The 16,915-nt window shown below is 66.6% G+C and carries 20 protein-coding genes and 2 tRNA genes; 9 read left to right on the top strand and 13 right to left on the bottom strand.

Annotated elements, in window-relative coordinates; genetic code table 11:
- The first annotated feature begins 28 nt into the window (after window positions 1-28).
- From ACQG3P_RS09985 to ACQG3P_RS09970, 4 genes are all read left to right on the top strand, one after another.
- Window positions 29-1,918 (top strand): MFS transporter, encoded by a 1,890-nt coding sequence (locus ACQG3P_RS09985; protein ID WP_095363137.1) that lies wholly within the window; start codon window positions 29-31, stop codon window positions 1,916-1,918.
- A 153-nt stretch (window positions 1,919-2,071) separates the two neighbouring features.
- Window positions 2,072-2,362, top strand: a complete 291-nt coding sequence (locus ACQG3P_RS09980) for a CD225/dispanin family protein (RefSeq protein WP_414715859.1) — start codon at window positions 2,072-2,074, stop codon at window positions 2,360-2,362.
- Window positions 2,363-2,405: 43 nt separating this feature from the next.
- Window positions 2,406-2,684, top strand: a complete 279-nt coding sequence (locus ACQG3P_RS09975; RefSeq protein ID WP_068854269.1) for a CD225/dispanin family protein — start codon at window positions 2,406-2,408, stop codon at window positions 2,682-2,684.
- A gap of 64 nt (window positions 2,685-2,748) precedes the next feature.
- The gene (locus ACQG3P_RS09970) at window positions 2,749-3,168 is read left to right on the top strand and encodes a DUF2752 domain-containing protein (RefSeq protein WP_426804941.1); all 420 of its coding nucleotides are present in this window, start codon (window positions 2,749-2,751) and stop codon (window positions 3,166-3,168) included.
- Here the strand turns inward: ACQG3P_RS09970 and ampE are convergent.
- The 5 genes from ampE to ACQG3P_RS09945 form a co-directional block, all read right to left on the bottom strand.
- The gene (ampE, locus tag ACQG3P_RS09965) at window positions 3,165-4,058 is read right to left on the bottom strand and encodes a regulatory signaling modulator protein AmpE (RefSeq protein ID WP_426804940.1); all 894 of its coding nucleotides are present in this window, start codon (window positions 4,056-4,058) and stop codon (window positions 3,165-3,167) included. The two genes, ACQG3P_RS09970 and ampE, sit on opposite strands and share 4 nt — an antisense overlap.
- Window positions 4,059-4,171: 113 nt before the next feature.
- A complete protein-coding gene (gene nudC / locus ACQG3P_RS09960; RefSeq protein WP_426804939.1) occupies window positions 4,172-5,077 on the bottom strand; it encodes an NAD(+) diphosphatase in 906 nt (301 codons plus the stop codon).
- A gap of 63 nt (window positions 5,078-5,140) precedes the next feature.
- Complete coding sequence (gene erpA, locus ACQG3P_RS09955; RefSeq protein ID WP_068854273.1) at window positions 5,141-5,536, bottom strand: iron-sulfur cluster insertion protein ErpA; 396 nt, start codon at window positions 5,534-5,536, stop codon at window positions 5,141-5,143.
- Window positions 5,537-5,582: 46 nt separating this feature from the next.
- A complete protein-coding gene (locus ACQG3P_RS09950) occupies window positions 5,583-6,047 on the bottom strand; it encodes a bactofilin family protein (protein WP_068854274.1) in 465 nt (154 codons plus the stop codon).
- 4 nt (window positions 6,048-6,051) lie between these two features.
- Window positions 6,052-6,804: a DUF6776 family protein gene (locus ACQG3P_RS09945; protein WP_068854275.1), complete on the bottom strand. Its 753-nt coding sequence runs from the start codon at window positions 6,802-6,804 to the stop codon at window positions 6,052-6,054.
- Window positions 6,805-6,986: 182 nt separating this feature from the next.
- Here ACQG3P_RS09945 and ACQG3P_RS09940 point away from each other — a divergent pair, with 182 nt between their 5' ends.
- From ACQG3P_RS09940 to ACQG3P_RS09930, 3 genes are read left to right on the top strand one after another with little or no spacing between them, the layout of a single operon-like run.
- Complete coding sequence (locus ACQG3P_RS09940) at window positions 6,987-7,610, top strand: DUF4126 domain-containing protein (RefSeq protein ID WP_068854276.1); 624 nt, start codon at window positions 6,987-6,989, stop codon at window positions 7,608-7,610.
- Window positions 7,611-7,634: 24 nt separating this feature from the next.
- The gene (locus ACQG3P_RS09935; protein WP_217537779.1) at window positions 7,635-9,512 is read left to right on the top strand and encodes an EAL domain-containing protein; all 1,878 of its coding nucleotides are present in this window, start codon (window positions 7,635-7,637) and stop codon (window positions 9,510-9,512) included.
- A gap of 38 nt (window positions 9,513-9,550) precedes the next feature.
- The gene (locus ACQG3P_RS09930) at window positions 9,551-11,821 is read left to right on the top strand and encodes an ATP-binding protein (RefSeq protein WP_426804960.1); all 2,271 of its coding nucleotides are present in this window, start codon (window positions 9,551-9,553) and stop codon (window positions 11,819-11,821) included.
- A 1-nt stretch (window position 11,822) separates the two neighbouring features.
- Here ACQG3P_RS09930 and bfr read toward each other — a convergent pair whose 3' ends face one another.
- The 4 genes from bfr to ACQG3P_RS09910 form a co-directional block, all read right to left on the bottom strand.
- Window positions 11,823-12,293 (bottom strand): bacterioferritin, encoded by a 471-nt coding sequence (gene bfr / locus ACQG3P_RS09925; protein ID WP_068854278.1) that lies wholly within the window; start codon window positions 12,291-12,293, stop codon window positions 11,823-11,825.
- Between the two features lie 84 nt (window positions 12,294-12,377).
- On the bottom strand, window positions 12,378-12,587 hold the full coding sequence (locus tag ACQG3P_RS09920) for a (2Fe-2S)-binding protein (protein WP_426804938.1): 210 nt from the start codon (window positions 12,585-12,587) through the stop codon (window positions 12,378-12,380).
- A gap of 171 nt (window positions 12,588-12,758) precedes the next feature.
- Window positions 12,759-12,833: transfer RNA gene (locus ACQG3P_RS09915), tRNA-Gln, on the bottom strand.
- A 49-nt stretch (window positions 12,834-12,882) separates the two neighbouring features.
- Window positions 12,883-12,959 (bottom strand) — tRNA-Met (locus tag ACQG3P_RS09910).
- Between the two features lie 121 nt (window positions 12,960-13,080).
- On the opposite strand from ACQG3P_RS09910, the gene ACQG3P_RS09905 reads away from it, so the two are divergent.
- Window positions 13,081-13,716, top strand: coding sequence for an RNA pyrophosphohydrolase (locus ACQG3P_RS09905; RefSeq protein ID WP_068854280.1), 636 nt, complete (start codon window positions 13,081-13,083; stop codon window positions 13,714-13,716).
- A 100-nt stretch (window positions 13,717-13,816) separates the two neighbouring features.
- On the opposite strand, the gene rpsI is transcribed toward ACQG3P_RS09905, so the two are convergent.
- Both rpsI and rplM read right to left on the bottom strand, forming a co-directional pair.
- Window positions 13,817-14,209 carry a 30S ribosomal protein S9 gene (gene rpsI / locus ACQG3P_RS09900; RefSeq protein ID WP_017354549.1) on the bottom strand — a complete coding sequence of 131 codons (393 nt, stop codon included), beginning with the start codon at window positions 14,207-14,209 and terminating at the stop codon, window positions 13,817-13,819.
- A 2-nt stretch (window positions 14,210-14,211) separates the two neighbouring features.
- Window positions 14,212-14,640 (bottom strand): 50S ribosomal protein L13, encoded by a 429-nt coding sequence (rplM, locus tag ACQG3P_RS09895; protein WP_017354548.1) that lies wholly within the window; start codon window positions 14,638-14,640, stop codon window positions 14,212-14,214.
- 182 nt (window positions 14,641-14,822) lie between these two features.
- On the opposite strand from rplM, the gene coq7 reads away from it, so the two are divergent.
- Window positions 14,823-15,467, top strand: a complete 645-nt coding sequence (coq7, locus tag ACQG3P_RS09890; protein ID WP_093534963.1) for a 2-polyprenyl-3-methyl-6-methoxy-1,4-benzoquinone monooxygenase — start codon at window positions 14,823-14,825, stop codon at window positions 15,465-15,467.
- 2 nt (window positions 15,468-15,469) lie between these two features.
- On the opposite strand, the gene ACQG3P_RS09885 is transcribed toward coq7, so the two are convergent.
- Both ACQG3P_RS09885 and speD read right to left on the bottom strand, forming a co-directional pair.
- The gene (locus ACQG3P_RS09885) at window positions 15,470-15,787 is read right to left on the bottom strand and encodes a DMT family transporter (RefSeq protein WP_068854281.1); all 318 of its coding nucleotides are present in this window, start codon (window positions 15,785-15,787) and stop codon (window positions 15,470-15,472) included.
- Window positions 15,788-15,955: 168 nt separating this feature from the next.
- Window positions 15,956-16,750, bottom strand: coding sequence for an adenosylmethionine decarboxylase (gene speD, locus ACQG3P_RS09880; RefSeq protein WP_017354544.1), 795 nt, complete (start codon window positions 16,748-16,750; stop codon window positions 15,956-15,958).
- Window positions 16,751-16,915 lie beyond the last annotated feature (165 nt).

Here is a 16,915-nt window from a genome sequence, read left to right as displayed (position 1 = left end):
AGGCTGCGCCGGTTCGCAAGGAGATTCCATGTCCGGCCACAGTCAGTTCGCCCTGCTCCGCCAGCGCCGCTTCCTGCCCTTCTTCATCGTGCAGTCGCTGGGGGCGTTCAACGACAACGTATACCGCCAGGCCATCATCGGCCTGCTGTTCTACCTCGGCGTGAGCCAGGCCGAGCAGTCGCTGTACACCACGCTGGCGCCGGCCATCTTCATCCTGCCCTACTTCCTGTTCTCCGCCCTGGCCGGTCAGATCGCCGAGAAGCTGGAGAAATCGCGGCTGATCGTGATCACCACCACGATGGAGATCGGGATCATGACCCTGGCCGCGGTCGGCTTCCTCACCCAGAGCATGCCGATCCTGCTCGTCGCCCTGTTCTGCACCGGCCTGCAGTCAACGCTGTTCGGCCCGGTGAAGTACTCGGTGCTGCCCTCGGTGCTCAAGCCCGAAGAGCTCACCGGCGGCAACGGCCTGGTCGAGATGGGCACCTCCATGTCGATCCTGACCGGCATGATCAGCGGCGGCATCATCTTCACCCTGGCCGGCAGTTTCGGCCCGATCGTGGCGGCAACGGCAGTGATCGCGCTGGCCATTGCCGGCAACATCACCGCGCGCATGATCCCCAGGGTCGATGCCGGCGCGCCCGACCTGAAGATCAACTGGAACCCCATCCCGGAATCGCTGGCGGTGCTGCGCCTGGCCAAGAAACAGAAGGCCGTGGCCAATGCCATCCTCGGCGTGTCGTGGTTCTGGTTCGTCGGCACCATGCTCACCTCGCAGCTGCCCACCTATGCGGTGGTCAACCTGGGCGGCGAACCGACCCTGTACATCTTCGCGCTGGCGCTGTTTTCGATCGGCACCGGCGTGGGCTCGCTGCTGTGCGAAAAGCTCTCCGGCCGAACCGTGGAAATCGGCCTGGTGCCGTTGGGCGCCTTCGGCATGACCGCCTTCATGCTGGACCTGTACTTCGCGCGCGCCGGCACCGCCACCACGGCGGGCCTGGGCGTGGCCGCCTTCGTGGCCGCACCGGGCAGCGTGCGCATCATCGTCGACCTGGTGGGCATCGGTCTGTTCACCGGCTTCTTCGTGGTGCCGTTGTTCGCGCTGATCCAGAGCCGCACGCCCAAGTCGGAAATGTCGCGCGTGTTCGCCGCACTCAACATCCAGAATTCCGGCTTCATCGTCGCCGCGGCGATGATTGCGCTGGCCACGCAGAAATTCCTGCACTGGACGATCCCGCAGCTGTTCCTGGCGCTGGCGATCGCCAATGCGGTGGTGGCGGTCTACATCTTCACCATCGTGCCCGAATTCCTGATGCGGTTCCTCAGCTGGGTGATGGTGCGCTTCCTGTACCGCCTGCGCCTGCATGGCATTGAAGCCAACGTGCCGGATGAAGGCGCCGCGCTGATCGTCTGCAACCATGTCAGCTACATGGACGCGCTGATCCTCTCGGCGACGATCCCGCGCCCGGTGCGCTTCGTCATGTATTACAAGATCTTCAACATCCCGGTGATGCGCTGGATCTTCCGCACCGCCAAGGCCATTCCGATTGCCGGCGCGCGCGAGGACCCGGCGCTGATGCAGGCCGCGTTCGATGAGGTGGACAAGGCGCTGGCCGAAGGCGAACTGGTCTGCATCTTCCCCGAAGGTGCGCTGACCCGCGATGGCGAAATGGCCGCCTTCAAATCCGGCGTGGAGAAAATCCTCGAGCGCCGGCCGGTGCCGGTGGTGCCGATGGCACTGCGCGGCATGTGGGCCAGCATGTGGAGCCGGCGCGATACGCGCCTGGGGCGCATGCGGGTGCCGCGCCGCCTGCGCGCCCACGTCGAGGTCATGGCCGGCCCGCCGGTCGACGGCGCAGCGGCCACCGCCGAGGGGCTGGAAGCGCAGGTCAGAACACTGCGCGGCGATCAAGGCTGAAAGCGACCAGATCAGGGTATTCCGCAAAGAAATCCATTGCGGCGCTCATGTAAACGCATACATCGGCGGGAACATCGGGTAGATTACCGCCCATAGGGGGTGTCGCTTGGCGTTGGGAGATGCCAAGGGACAACCAATGGAATGGAGTCGTACTTGAATCATCTGCCGCCACCGACCCCGTCGGGCGTTGTCGTCCCCAACCATCTGGTCTGGGCGATCCTGACAACGTTGTTCTGCTGCCTGCCGTTGGGCGTGGTGTCGATCGTGTACGCGGCCCAGGTCGATGGCCGTCGCGCGGCCGGCGACCTGGCCGGTGCCTACGACGCATCGCGCAAGGCCGGTGGATGGGCATTGGCATCGGCGCTGGCCCTGCCGGTACTGCTGCTGTTGTGGTTTGGCCTGTTTGGCGGCATGGCCGCGCTGGGCGCTCTTTCCGACCTGTGAAACAACCTTCGTTCAACCCACCCAAGAAAATGGAGCTTCACTGATGAACGCCACTGCCCCGCAAGTCCCCAACCACCTGGTCTGGGCCATCCTGACCACCCTGTTCTGCTGCCTGCCGGCCGGCATCGTCTCGATCGTGTATGCCGCCCAGGTCAATGGCAAGCTGGCCTCGGGTGACATCGCCGGCGCGCAGGAATCGTCGAACAACGCCAAGAAGTGGGCCATGTGGTCGGCCATCATCGGCGTCGTGGCCATCGTGCTCTACATCATCCTGGTGGTGGTGATGGGCGTTGGCGGCGCAATGAGCGGCGGCAACTACTGATCGCCCCTTGGACGGCCCGGTCCGGCGCCCGCGCAGGGTGCCCGGCTCGGGCCGTTCTGCCGTCATGAGCCTGCCTTCCCGTTCCACCCTGTCGCGCTGGGCGCCGCTGGCCGTCACGGCCGGGCTGGCCGTGGGCGCAACCGCAGTGCTGCGTCATGTCAGCCCGTATGCCAGCAACAGTCCGCTGCCGGGTTGCCCGCTGTATGCGTTGACCGGGTTGTACTGTCCCGGCTGTGGCAGCACCCGCTGCCTGTATTCGCTGGTCCACTTCGACTGGTCCGGCGCGATGGCGATGAATCCGCTGCTGGTGATCTCGCTGCCCTTCCTGCTGTTGATGCTGTTCAACAACGCAGGCGTGCGCATGCGCGCACTGGACCCGCTGATGCGGGTGCTGGCCAATCCCAGCTTCTGGCTGGTGCTGCTGGTCGGCTATGCAGTGCTGCGCAACCTGCCATGGATGCCGTTCGCGCTGTTGGCGCCCTAGGTCACCCAACCGGCGATGACCAGCAACGCAAGCGCTGCCATCCACAACAACAGCATGCGCCAGACCAGGCTCATCGCATCGCGCAGCTCCGGCAGGCGGCGCCACACCGGCACCATGCCCGCATCGCTGTAATCGTGCGCGTCTTCGCGCAGTTCGGCACTGACACTGGCGCGCGCCACGGCGCCCAGAAAATCGGTGGACGCGGCCCAACTGCTGCCGTGCGCCTCGCGCCAGGCCTTGAAGGCCGTGTCGAAGTTGCCCACCAGCGCCATCGACAGTGACATCAGCTGCGCCACCGGCCACTCCAGCCACGACAGCACCTGGCGTGCGCCCACCACCGTCTCCACGTCGGCCAACGAGCGCATCGGCCCCACGGCCAGCAGCGCGAGCAGGCGGTACGCCAGCGCGCCTACCGGGCCCAGCAGCAGGAACCAGAACAGCACCGCGAACCAGCGCCGCAGTGCGTTGAGCACGGTGGCTTCCACCAGCGAGGGCACGTCCTCGTGCAGGCTGCCGCCGGCGGACTGCAGTTGGCCGATGGCCGAATGCCGGGCGTGCGCGTCATCGGCGTCGATCACCGCTTCCACGTCGCGGTCCAGGTCGCGCGGACCCCAGCACATCACCAGCGTGGCGATGCCCAGCAGCAGCGACGGCAACCCGAACAGGCGGTCATGCAGCGCCCATTGCAGCAGGGCCAGCACCAGCACGAACGGAACCACCGCCACCAGCCAGCCGTGGCGCCCACGCCAGAAGCCGGTTTCGGCCGCGTGAGCGTCCAACCACTGCAGCCAGCGCCGGTACCAGCCGAATCGACGCAGCGCCACGGCCGCGGCAGGCGCGACATGGCCCAGGGCCAAGGCGACCAGTACTGCGACCAGGGTGGTGAACATGGCGGCCTCCGTTCGGTTTCTGGGCGCTACTATGCCTTGGGACCCGGCAATTCCCCGGGTCACAGGTAATGTATGCCGCCCCGTGTTCAGGCAGCGGCAACGTGGTGCCCGGGTCAGCTCACCTGGCTGCGGTACCAATGCTCGATCAGGCTGCGTGAAATCGAGATCGGCGGCGACAGGCGGATGCCCACCCCATCGTCCTCGATGTCACGGGCCAGCGCCGCGCCCACTTCCTCGGCAGTGAACCAGCGCGCGTCCTCCAGCTCGCCATCCACGGTGGGCACGTCGTCTTCGGCCGTGGCGCTGAAGCCGAGCATCAGCGCGCCCGGGAACGGCCATGGCTGGGTACCGAGGTAGCGACAGCTGCGCACCCGTACCTTGCTTTCCTCAAAGACCTCGCGGACCACGGTCTGTTCCAGCGATTCGCCGGGCTCCACGAACCCGGCCAGCACCGAGTAACGGCGCGGGGCCCAGTTGGCCTGGCGGCCGAGCAGCAGGCGCCCGTTGCTTTCCACCGCCACGATCACCGCCGGGTCCACGCGCGGGTAGTGTTCGGTGCTGCACGCGACGCAGCGGCCGATGAAGCCCCCCCGGGTGAAGGCCACGGCGCCGCCGCACACGCCGCAGAAGCGGGTGCGGGACTGCCAGTACGACATGCCGCGGGCATAACAGAAGGCGCTGGCATCGGCGGCCGACCAGGTGGTGGCCGATTCGCGCAGGTCCACGCGCTGGGGCGCCGCGATATCGACGGCGGCCGATTCGACCGAGAACCACGCCTGCTCGCCGCGCAGGCCGAGGAAGATGGCGGTGCCGGGGCCGCCCCCGACCTGGGCGCCGGTCACCGCCAGCGGCTGGCCGTCGTCACCGGCCAGCGCGCGGCCATCGGGATCCAGCACCAGCACGTGCGCCTGCGGCCACAGCCGCAACAACGCATCGGCGTCGTCGCGCAGGGTATCGGCGCGTTCAAGGGGGTCGGTGGTGAAAGCAAAACCGGCAAGCGGCAAAGAGACATTGGACATCCCTGAAGCCTGCCGCGATTCAACCGGAACAGCAAGCGGTGCCGTGCGGCACCGCGGTGGCGATCACATGCTGAAACTGCTGCCGCAGCCGCAGGTGGTCTTCGCATTCGGATTGCGGATCACGAACTGCGCGCCGGTCAGGCTTTCGGTGTAATCCACTTCGGCGCCCATCAGGTACTGCAGGCTGAGCGGATCGACCAGCAGGGTGACGCCGTTGGTGTCCACGGCCAGGTCATCCTCGGCGCGGTTCTCGTCGAACTCGAAGCCGTACTGGAAACCGGAACAGCCACCGCCCTGGATGTAGACGCGCAGGGCCAATGCATCGCTGGCCTCGTCCTGGATCAGTTCCTTGACCTTGGCCGCAGCGGCTTCGGTGAAGTTCAGGGGACGGTCCAGCGACTGGTAATTCGGCGCAGCGGCGGGGGTGGGGGCGCCGGGCAGGGAAACTAGCGTGCTCATGCCCCCAGCATGGGGGTGCATGGGCACGCTTTCAAGCACCGGCCGTTCAGGCCATGGCGTCGGCCAGCTTCCTGCGCGCGTTGCCGTCCTTGCCATCCTTGCGGTCGGCACTGTCGTCGGCCGGCGGCGGCAGCGCCATCTGGGCGCCACCATGGATGAGACGGCCGGTCAGCTGGGCGCCTGCGTTCATTTCCACCACCTGGTAGTGGACATTGCCGGTGACCCGGGCGCTGGGGGTCAGCTCGACCCGCTCGCTGGCGTGCACGTCGCCATCCAGGCGGCCACTGAGCACCACCACGTGGGCGCGGATCTCGCCTTCGATGCTGCCCTGCTCGGCCAGCGTGAGGGTGGCCGTGGTCGCGCCTTCCTGGGCGATCACCTTGCCCAGGATGGTGCCTTCCACATACAGGCCACCGCTGAATTCCACGTCTCCCCGGATCACCACCTGCGCGCCGATCAGCGCGTCCACGACCAGATGCCCGTCGCGGTTGGATTTGTTGCTGCCAAACATGGGCTTACTCCCCTTCTTTTGCCGTTGCTGCAGCCGGTGCTCCGGACTGCTTCCAGTCGAATACCTGGGTGGCGCCCCCTGCGCCGCTTCCCAGCGTGACCCGCACACGTTGCGGGGTGAAGTCCTTGGGCAACATGACGCTGCCGGTGAGCTGCTGGAAGTACCGGAAGGAATACTCCTGGCCCGGCACCTTGGTGCGCTGGTGCAGCTCGTCCCAGCTGACCGAGGTCAACTTGCCGTCCTTGACGCCTTCAACCGTAAACCGCATCTGGCCCTGGCTGATCGCGCCACGGTTGAGGTTCTGGGTCAGCACTACGGCGTACTGCCAGGTGCCCGCCGTTTCCGGCGAAAATTCAATGGAATGGGTGTTCAGGCCCTTGCGCTGGCTGGTAGACCCGACCAGGCGTTCGTAGAAGGCCACGTCGGCACGCAGGCCGGCGATTTCCTCGTCGCGCTCGCCCAGCGAGGTCTGCACCTCGTTGTTGGCCGCGCGGCTGATCCGGTCCGACGCCTGCAGGGTGGCCTGGGTCTGCTGCAGTTCCACCACTTGCTTCTGCAGTGTTTCGGCACGCGCTTGGGCGGCGTCCAGCTGGCGGCCGGCGTCACCGCCGGGGCCGGCGGTCCAGCGCCCCAGCAGCGCGGCCAGGACCAGGCTGGCCAGCCAGATGCCGGCCAGGATCAGCAGCCGGCGGCGATCGGGCGCCACCGGGGTTCCGGGGCGGCGGATCTGGATGCGGGAAGGTGTCGGGTTGTTCATGGCGAATACGGCGGCACCGCCGCTTGGGCGATACCGACACGGTCCCTGTCGGGAAGAGCGACTGCTTAGTGTAAGTCAGGGTTGGCACATTTTTCGCCCCTGACCCCCTGCAGGGCAGTAGCGTTCAGGGACGTCATCCCCGATAGTGTGGGCCTGTGCACACTTTCGCCGGAGCGCCTGCCATGACCGAGGCCCACCTGTTCGTGATCGGCATCCTGCTGGCCTGGCTGGCCGGCATCCGCGTGTACCTCACGGTGTTCGGGGTGGGCCTGGCCGGCATGCTGGGCTGGGTCGAGCTGCCGCCGGCGCTGCAGGCGACCGAGTCGTGGTGGGTGCTGGGCACCTCGGCCGCGCTGGCCATCACCGAATTCTTCGCCGACAAGATCCCCGGGGTGGACTCGGCCTGGGACCTGGTCCAGACCCTGGCCCGGGTACCGGCGGGTGCCTTCCTGGCTGCAGCCACGCTCTCGCCCACGGGCGAACTCAGCACCACGGCGCTGGCCGCAGGTGCCGGCGTGGCCCTGGCCAGCCATGGCCTGAAATCGGGTACCCGCGCCCTGCTCAATACCTCGCCCGAACCGGCCAGCAACTGGGTCGCCTCGGCCGCGGAAGACACGGTAGTGGTGGGCGGCCTGGCGTTGGCGCTGGCGCACCCGTGGCTGGCATTGATCGTCGTGGTGGCCTGCAGCCTGGTGGGCGCGCTGGTGGTCTGGCTGGTCTGGCGCACCCTGTGGAAGGGCATGCGCTGGCTGCTGCGCCAACCGGCGGGCAAGCCCGGGGCACTGGCCGACCGCGATGCCGCATAATCGCGCCGCAGACTGGGAGTACTGATGGCCGTCCAAGACAACGCTGTTGCATCCACCCGCGCCACCCGCGCCGAAACCCCGCCCGCCGATCATTGGCAGCGCTGGGCCAGCGCCGACGCGCCCGCCGTGGCGCCCGCGCCCAGCAACGTGGTGCCGCTCAACGCTGCCGCCGCCGCTGCCGTGTCCACCCCGCCGGTGCTGCCGCCATCGCAGTGGCAGCAGGACGATGCCACTACGCCGCCGCTGGGCAGCGAGGCGCCCTACCGTGTGCTGATCGTCGAAGACGACCGCTCGCAGGCCCTGTTCGCACAGAGCGTGCTGCATGGCGCCGGCATGGAAGCGATCGTGCACAGCGACGCCGAAGGCGTGCAGCAGGTGATCAACGAACAGCGCCCGGACCTGATCCTGATGGACCTGCACCTGCCCGGCCTGGATGGCATGCGCCTGACCGCGCTGATCCGCCAGCAGCCCGGCCAGCAGCTGCTGCCGATCGTATTCCTCAGCGGCGACCCGGACCCGGAGCGCCAGTTCGAAGTGCTCGACAGCGGCGCCGACGATTTCCTCAGCAAGCCGATCCGACCGCGCCACCTGATTGCCGCCGTCTCCAACCGCATCCGCCGCGCCCGCGCGCAGGCGGCGCTGCAGCCGGGTGCGCAGGGCGCGCCGGCCATGAACAACCCCGAGACCGGCCTGCCGACCCGCCACCACGTGATGCATCAGCTCGGCGCGGCGCTGGCGCACGGCGAGCATGGCGGCCTGTTCTTCATCGAGGTGGCCAGCGCACTGGGGCTGCGCGAACGCTACGGCTATGCCGCGTTCGAACGGCTGATGGTGCAGGCCGCGCAGCGGCTGGCCGACAACGCGCACCCGCACCTGCTGGCGCGCCTGAACGACAACAGCTTCCTGGTCGTGGCGCGTGGCCTGGACGAAGAATCACTGGACGCGATGGCGCACCAGCTGCGCGATGAACTGTCCGCGCGCTCGTTCGTGATCCGCGATGAGGAATCGGTGCACCTGCGCGGCGTGGTCGGGCATGCCCAGCTCTCCGGTGGCTTTGGCGATGCCGGCACGGCGCTGGAAGCGGTGGAGCGCACCACGCTGCAGGCGCGGCTGCTGCCCTCCGGCGTGGCCGCGCACGTGCGCCGCGAGGACGTCGCCGCGCAGGAACACCTGGCCATGCTCGAAGGCCAGCTCGAACCAGCCTACCAGCCGATCGTGGCGGTGGCCGGTGGCAATACCGCCCAGTACCAGGTGCTGCTGCGCCTGCGCCAGGCCGATGGCAGCGTACTCAACGCGGGCCAGGTGATCCCCGCTGCGGAAGCGGCCGGGCGCATCGCCGACCTCGACCAGCAGGTGCTGGACCATGCGCTGGGCCTGCTCGATCTGTACCGGCACGCCACCCAGCCGCTGAGCCTGTTCGTGTCGCAGTCGCTGCGCACCCTGGCCCGCGATGCTTTCGCCGACTGGTTGCTGGAAACGCTGCAGCAGCGTGGGCTGCCCGGCAGCGCGCTGGTCATTGACGTGCGCCTGCCCGACGCACTGATCCACACCGTCACCCTGCAGCAGTTCTGCTCGCGCATGAGCGCGGCCGGGGTGCGCTTCTGCCTGAGCCAGTTCGAGCCCAGCGGTGAAGCCAATGCCCTGCTTGGCCAGCTGCCGCTGGCATTCGTGCGCATGGCCGCCCGTTTCTCCAGCAGCCATGCCAACCAGCAGACCCGCGATGAACTGCGTGGCGCGATCGATGCCGCGCACCGTGCCGGGGCACAGATCATCGGCCAGCAGATCGAAGACCCGCAGGCCGCAGCGGCGATGTGGATGGGCGGGGTCGATTTCATCCAGGGCAACATGGTGCAGTCGGCCGGGAGCGAGCTGAACTTCGACTTCCACACCGCGGTGCTCTGACCATGACGGCCCAAGGACGGGTTCCCTTCGCACTGTGGCTGGCGGCGATCGCGGCCGCCCTTGCCGCTACCGCCAGCGGCATGGCCGCCGCCGGCGCCAACGGCCCATGGCCGGTCATTGCCGCTGCCACCGCCGCAGTGGCGCTGATCGCCGCGCTGGTCGGCGTGAGCCGCTGGCGCGAGCTGCAGGCGCAGCTGGCCCTGGGGCAGCGCCGCCACGAGGCGCTGGCCGTTGAGCGCGACCACCTGCAGCGCGCCATGCAGCAGCAGGACATGCTGGAACAGGAGCTGCTGCAGGCCAAGCAGGCGGCCGAGGCCGCCGCGCTGGCCAAGGGCGAGTTCCTGGCCACCATGAGCCACGAGATCCGCACGCCGCTCAACGGCATCCTGCCGATGCTGGACCTGATCGCGCGCGGCCAGCTGGGCACCGACCAGCGGCAGATGCTGCAGACCGCCACGGTCAGTTCGCAGCAGCTGCTGCGCATCGTCGATGACATCCTGGATTACTCCCGGCTGGAGGCGAAAGGCCTGGACCTGGAGATCACCACGTTCAACCTGCGCGAGCTGCTGGAAGGCATCGTCCAGCTCATGCAGCGCAGCGCTGAAGCCAAGGGCCTGGCGGTGTCGCTGGAACTGGACCCCGCCGTGCGCCTGTCGGTGCGCGGCGACCCGGTGCGGCTGCGCCAGGTGCTGGGCAACCTGATGGTGAACGCCATCAAGTTCACCGAGCGCGGCCAGATCCGCCTGCGCGTGACCCGCCAGGGCGAGACCAGCAGCCAGCACCAGCTGCGCTTCGAAGTCATCGACACCGGCATCGGCATCGACGGCACCCTGCAGGCGCGCCTGTTCCAGTCCTTCAGCCAGGCCGATGCCTCCACCACGCGCATCTACGGCGGCACCGGCCTGGGCCTGGCCATCTGCAAGCGCATCATCGACCTCATGCACGGCAACATCGGGGTGAGTTCGACCCCGCGCCACGGCGCCACGTTCTGGTTCGAGATTCCGCTGCTGAAGGTCGTCGGCGACCTGCCGGCCGCGCCGCTCACCACGCGCGCCCTGCTGGTCAGCGAAGACCCGCTGCTGGTGCAGCGCCTGCAGCGCGTGCTGCAGCACCACGACATCCGCCTGCACACCGTGGACAGCGCGTCGGCCGCGCTGGACAGCCTGCGCGCGCCGGTACGCCCGGGGATCGAGCCGGACCTTGCCTGGGTGATCGCCGACACCCATGCACTACGCCACGGCGCCACCGCCCTGCACCGCGCGGTGCTGCACGATGCCCGCACGCCCACCCCGCGCCTGCTCTGGCTGCAGGGCGACGAGCCGCTGGCCGCGCTGCTGCGCGAGAACACCCGCGTGTTGCCGCGCGAGGCCGGTGACGTGGACCTGCATGCGGTGCTGCGCCCGGCAGTGGCCAGTGCGCGCCCGGCCCCCCTGCTGGCCAGCGTGGAGCCCTACAGCGGTCCGGTGGACGCGCCGCAGCTGGGCCTGCGCCTGCTGCTGGTGGAAGACAACAGCGTCAACCTGCTGGTCGCCCAGCGCCTGCTGCAGGTGCTGGGCTGCACCGTCACCACCGCCACCGATGGCGAACAGGGCCTGCAGCAGCTGCAGACCCGCGCCTTCGACCTGGTGCTGATGGATTGCCAGATGCCGGTCCTGGATGGCTACAGCGCCACCCGGCGCTGGCGTGAGCAGGAAGCGGCGGAAGGCCGCAACCGGCTGCCGATCGTGGCGATGACCGCCAACGCGATGGCCGGCGACCGCGAGCGCTGCCTGCAGGCGGGCATGGACGATTACCTGTCCAAGCCGGTCAACCGCGAGTCGTTGCAGGCGTGCCTGCTGCGCTGGCAGCTCACGATGGAAGACAACGCCGCCGACGCGCGCAATACACCCACCCCATTGCCGCCGCCGCTGCCGCCGCTGGTCGCAGACAACGGCAATGACGACGTCTCGCCCGGGGTGCTCGACACCGGTGTGCTGGATGAGCTGCAGGAGGTGATTGGTGCGGAGACCGCCACCATCATCGCCGTGTTCCTGGAAGACACCCCGCCCTTGATCCGGCAGCTGCAGGACGCGTCGGTGGCCGCCGACCTGGAAACGCTGCGCGCGCTGGCGCACAGCCTGAAGTCGGCCAGTGCGAACGTGGGGGCGATGGCGTTGTCGGTGGCGGCACGTCGGATTGAACACGACGCCCGCGCCGGCACGCTGGAGCGCCCGGCCGTGGCCGTGGCGCTGCTGATTGCCGAATACGCGCGTGCACGGCTGGCGCTGGCCGGCTACCAGGCCGGCATCGGCGCCACGGCCGCGCGCTGAATCAGTCTTCCAGTTTGGTGAGCAGGTAATTCGGCTCGCCGATGCGCTCGATCAGTTCCAATTGGGTTTCCAGCCAGTCGATATGCTCTTCCTCGTTGTCGAGGATCTTCACGAACAGCTGGCGGCTGACGTAGTCGCCGACCGAATCGGCATAAGCCACCGCCTCGCGCAGGGTGACGGTGCCTTCGCGCTCCAGCGCCAGGTCGCACTGCAGGATCTCGGTGGGGTTTTCGCCGATGCGCAGCTTGCCCAGCGCCTGGAAGTTCGGCAGGCCTTCAAGGAACAGGATGCGGTCGGAGAGCACGTCAGCGTGCTTCATCTCCTCGATCGATTCCTTGTATTCGTGGTCGGCCAGTTCCTTCAGACCCCAGTTCTTCAGCATCTTGGCATGCAGGAAGTACTGGTTGATCGCGGTCAGCTCGTTATAGAGGACCTTGTTGAGGAATTCGATGACCTTCGTGTCGCCTTTCATGAGCGTGCTCCTGCAGCGTGAAAACGCCGGCACTGTAACGCGTCCCCGCAGACGATGAGGGAACGCGAATCATGATCGATCGGTTTACGCGACCTGCGCCAACCCCAGGACATGCAACGGCAGCTCGTGGGTGTTGCGGGCCTTGGCCAGCAGGTCGGCCGCCATGTCCAGGCAGGAACCGCAGGTAGCGCCGCAGCCGGTGCGCATGGTCAGCTCGGACACGCTGGCGACACCGCTCTGGGCGGCTTCGCGGATCTGGTGGTCGGTTACCCCGTTACAGATGCAGACGTACACGTGCGGACTCGGCAGGCAGGCCCGGATCGGCCTGTGCGTATTCCAATCGAAACGAGAATGGTTGTCAATTTCGTAACTGAATCATTCTCGATACGGTTCAGCGTGCCCGTTCAGCCGGCCCGGCGTGGAGCAAAAAAAAAGACCGATCTTTCGATCGGTCTCTTTCGTATTTGGCTGCCCCGGATGGATTCGAACCACCGAATGCCTGAGTCAGAGTCAGGTGCCTTACCGCTTGGCGACGGGGCAAAACGTGCGTGCAATTGTTGCACTTTCTCACTGGAAAACCAAGCGGACTTGGTGGCTATGGGTGGACTCGAACCACCGACCCCAGCATTATGAGTGCTGTGCTCTAACCGGCTGAGCTACATAGCCTTAGTGAGCCGGCAATTCTGGACATGTAAACGGAATCTGTCAACACCTTTTCACCGCGCTTGTGAGTGGGCAGCGGGCGTGTCACAGTCCTGACCAGTAGATTTTTCTAGGAGTCCGCATCGTGATCGATCCGGACGGCTATCGACCGAACGTCGGCATCGTGCTGATGCGGCAGGACGGGCAGGTGTTCTGGGCACGACGTGTGCGCCGGGATGGCTGGCAGTTCCCGCAGGGTGGCATGAACACCGACGAGACGCCTGTCGAAGCCATGTATCGCGAGTTGCATGAAGAAACCGGGCTGTTGCCAGAGCACGTCGAAGTGCTGGGTGCGACACCGGGCTGGCTGCGCTATCGCCTGCCCGCCCGTGCCATCCGTCGCAACGAGAAGCAGGTCTGCATCGGACAGAAGCAGGTCTGGTTCCTGCTGCGCCTGTCAGGCGACGAATCGCACGTGAAGCTGGACCATACCGACAGCCCCGAGTTCGACCAGTGGCGCTGGGTGGATTTCTGGTACCCGGTCGAACACGTGGTGATGTTCAAGCGCGGGGTCTATGCGCGGGCGCTGCGTCACCTGGCGCCGTTGGCCCGGGGCGTGGCCGGCACCGGCGTGGAGTCGATGCCAAAGTCCGCCCAGGAGGCCTGGATGCCGGGGCACGCGGCGGGCCATGACCGCCCGCGCAAGCGCGCGCCGGCACCCAAGCGCGGCGGTGGGTACTGGCCGCGCAGCAAGGCCAAGGGTGAGCCGGGGGCGGTGTAACCGTGACCTGCCCCGCTGAAACGACAAAAGCCCGGCCGAAGCCGGGCTTTTGCTTTCCTCCCAGCGGGATCCCGAAGGATCCCACGCCAGGCGCGATGGATCAGCGCTTGGAGAACTGGGTGGCGCGACGTGCCTTGTGCAGGCCGACCTTCTTACGCTCGACTTCACGGGCGTCACGGGTCATGAAGCCAGCCTTGCGCAGCTCGGACTTCAGGGTTTCGTCGTACTCGACCAGCGCGCGGGCGATGCCCAGGCGGATCGCACCGGCCTGGCCGGTGGTGCCGCCGCCAGCGGCGGTGACCATGATGTCGAACGATTCGGTGTTCTTGGTCAGTTCCAGCGGCTGACGCACGATCATGCGTGCGGTTTCACGGCCAAAGAACTCGTCCAGCGGACGGCCGTTGACGGTGATGTTGCCGGCGCCCTTGCGCAGGAACACGCGGGCGGTGGAGGACTTGCGGCGGCCGGTGCCGTAGTTTTGAGTGATAGCCATGATTAGATATCCAGAACCTGGGGCTGCTGAGCGGCGTGCGGGTGCTCGGAACCCGAGTACACCTTGAGCTTGCGGTACATGGCGCGGCCCAGCGGGCCCTTCGGCAGCATGCCCTTGACGGCGGTTTCGATGACGCGCTCCGGGTGGCGCTCCAGCGCCTGGGCCAGAGTTTCGGTCTTCAGGTTGCCGATGTAGCCAGTGAAGCGGTGGTACAGCTTGTCCTGCAGCTTGTTGCCGGTGACGGCAATCTTTTCTGCATTGATGACAACCAGGTAATCACCGGTATCAACGTGAGGGGTGTAGACCGGCTTGTGCTTGCCGCGCAGACGGCGGGCCAGCTCGGTGGACAGACGGCCCAGCGTCTTGCCGGAGGCGTCGACGAGATACCAGTCGCGCTGGACGGTCTCGGACTTTGCAGTGAAAGTGCTCATGAAAGAACTCAGGTAGGTCGGGCTCATTGCGGCCATGGAGCGGCCGGAACTCTGCCACGCGTTGTGAAGAGGCGGGATTGTACTGGCCATTTGGCCCACATGCAAATCGACCGGCGGCATGGCTTGGCAGACCGGCGCCGGGGGGCGAGAATCGATGATCCCCCGCCGCGATGCCCAACCGCATGACCGCGCTCCGCCAGATCACCCCGCTCGACCACCTGCTGACCGAGGCCCAGCGCGCCCTGGACACGGTGTTCGGCAACCCGCCGGCCAGCCGCCCGTACCCGGCCGAGGCGACCCCGGACGCACCGATGCCCGCCCCGGCCCGCCGCCATGCCGCCGGCCTGATGCGGATCAACCATGTCGGCGAGGTCTGCGCGCAGGGCCTGTACTTCGGCCAGGCCGCGGTGGCCCGTGAGCCGGAAACCCGTGCCCACCTGCTCGAGGCGGCCCAGGAAGAGACCGACCACCTGGCCTGGTGCGCCCAGCGCCTGCGCGAGCTGGACAGCCGGCCCAGCCTGTTCAACCCGATCTGGTACGCCGGCAGCTATACCATCGGCACCCTGGCCGGGCTGCGCGGGGATGGCTGGAACCTGGGCTTCGTGGTGGAAACCGAGCGCCAGGTGGAAGCCCACCTGGACGAGCACCTGGACACCCTGCCCCCGACCGACCAGCGCAGCCGCGAGATCCTCAAGGTGATGAAGATCGACGAGGCCCGCCACGCCGACCACGCCGAGCATGCCGGCGCGCGGAAGCTTCCGCCGCCAATTCCGGGCGTGATGGCGCTGGCCTCCAAGGTCATGAAGACCATCGCCTACCGGCTTTAAGGTCAGCCCGAAACGAGTTTGAGGCCGATCACCCCGGCCACGATCAGCCCGATGCAGGCCAGGCGCGGCGCCGAAGCGCTGTCGCCGAACAGGAAGATGCCCAGCGTGGCCACGCCCAGCGCGCCGATACCGGTCCAGATCGCGTAGGCGGTGCCCACCGGGATGGATTTCATCGCCTGGCTCATCAGATACAGGCTGACCAGTGCCGCGCCGACCGTGGCGAGCGTGGGCAGCGGCTTGCTGAAGCCGTCCGAATATTTCATTCCGATCGCAAAGCCGATTTCAAAGATGCCGGCCAGCAGCAGGTAGATCCAGGGCATGGGTGCCTCCTAAACAAAAACAAAACGGCCCGGTGTCTTCACACCGGACCGTCGTCGGTAGCTTGCCGTGGAACATTACTTCTGCGCAAAACAGATGTTCCACAGGGCGGGGCGTCCCGCCTTGTGCAGCACCACCCGGGCCAAGGCCCGGGCGGGTGTCGCTTTGTGTTACTCGGACAGGTTGCGGCCATGGAACAGCTCTTCGATCTCGCGCTTGAGCAGCGCTTCAATCTTCATGCGTTCCTTGAACGAGATGTTCTTGGCCTTTTCCTCGAACAGGTACTGGTCCAGGTCGAAGTCCTTCAGGTGCATCTTCGTGTGGAAGATGTTTTCCTGATAGACGTTGACGTCGAACATCTCGTAACGCGACTTGATGTTCTTGGCCAGGAAGTTCTGGATCGAGTTGATCTTGTGATCGATGTAGTGCTTCTTGCCCTTCACGTCACGGGTGAAGCCACGGACACGGTAGTCCATGATCACGATGTCCGATTCCAGGCTCTCGATCAGGTAGTTCAGCGCCTTCAGCGGCGAAATCACGCCACAGGTAGCCACATCGATGTCCGCGCGGAACGTCGCGATGCCTTCCTGCGGGTGGGTTTCGGGGTAGGTATGGACGGTGATGTGGCTCTTGTCCATGTGCGCTACCACGGCATCGGAGATCAACTCCTTGCCCGCCAGCTTCTTGTCGATCACCGGCTCTTCGGAGATCAGGATCGTCACCGACGCGCCCTGCGGATCGTAATCCTGGCGCGCGACATTGAGGATGTTGGCGCCGATGATCTCGGCGACATCGGTCAAGATTTGAGTCAGCCTATCGGCGTTGTACTCTTCATCGATGTATTCAATGTAACGCTGACGCTCCTCTTCGGTGCGGGCGTAACACACGTCATAGATGTTGAAGCTCAGCGCCTTGGTGAGGTTGTTGAAACCCTGCAACCTCAGGCGAGGCAACGGCTTGACCACGGCGGTCGATCCTGTGTGTGGTGGGAAAGGATCAATTATGGGGCAAAGTGATCGGGGACGAAACTTGCATTGAAACAAGTTGCTGTGTTGGGGTTTGCCCTTCACAACCCTGATCGTTAAGCTCGCGGCACATAGCCGTGAATTGTTCATGAGCAAAGGGAGCGC

The sequence above is a fragment of the Stenotrophomonas sp. SrG genome (assembly GCF_050031795.1).
Taxonomy (GTDB): domain Bacteria; phylum Pseudomonadota; class Gammaproteobacteria; order Xanthomonadales; family Xanthomonadaceae; genus Stenotrophomonas; species Stenotrophomonas rhizophila_A.
This window is presented reverse-complemented; position numbering and strand designations above follow the sequence as displayed.